Below are 656 nucleotides of genomic sequence, written 5' to 3'. Positions count from 1 at the left end.
ATCCTGATTCAACGCGGCGTTCTCAGGTTTTTCGCCGGCAAGCCGGCTCCTACAGAAAAGCGGCTCTGCTTTGGCTTTTGATCTGGCTTCTACCACTCAAGCCGGCCTGTAGGCCGCTGTGCTTTTGCTTTTGATCTTGATCTGGCTCTGACTGCCCCAATAAGCCCGAGGCCGAACGCAGGGATTGAGGAGCGGGTAAACCGGCAGGACGCCGGTTTAGCCGCGACGGGGCAGGGACGCCCCGTCGCGGCGGCCCGCGGAGCAATGCCGGAGTGAGGGAACACCGAGCCTAGGCGAGGTGCCGACAGGCGGGGCAGAGCCCTTTGGTTACTTTGGGGCTTTTTGTACGGACCGGACACATGGTTGACGGGTGTGCGGGGACATGGTGGACACTTTTCGGCGAGCTAACTTCGCCGGAAAACCATCATGCCCTGGAATACGAGAGACGCCATGAGCCTGAAAAAAGAGTTCGTTGCCTTTGCCCGGCAGCCCGGCAGCAATAAACGAGAACTGTGTCGACGGTTCGGTATCAGCCCCCAAACCGCATACAAGTGGCTCGAGCGCTACGAAGAACAAGGCCAGCAAGGTCTGCTGGAGAAATCCCGCAGGCCAGCCACTAGCCCAAAACTTACAGCCACTAGCCCAAAACTTACCGA

1 protein-coding gene is annotated in these 656 nt (G+C 59.0%); it reads left to right on the top strand.

The features are described from left to right. Positions 1-426: 426 nt before the first annotated feature. Positions 427-656: helix-turn-helix domain-containing protein (locus tag P3C29_RS32615; protein ID WP_275966466.1), on the top strand; the 230-nt coding region annotated here is incomplete at its 3' end.

The sequence above is a fragment of the Pseudomonas sp. 1912-s genome (assembly GCF_029269205.1).
In the GTDB taxonomy this organism is placed as follows: domain Bacteria; phylum Pseudomonadota; class Gammaproteobacteria; order Pseudomonadales; family Pseudomonadaceae; genus Aquipseudomonas.
The sequence above is the reverse complement of the archived record's forward strand: the minus strand, read 5'-3'. Positions and strand labels throughout refer to the sequence as shown.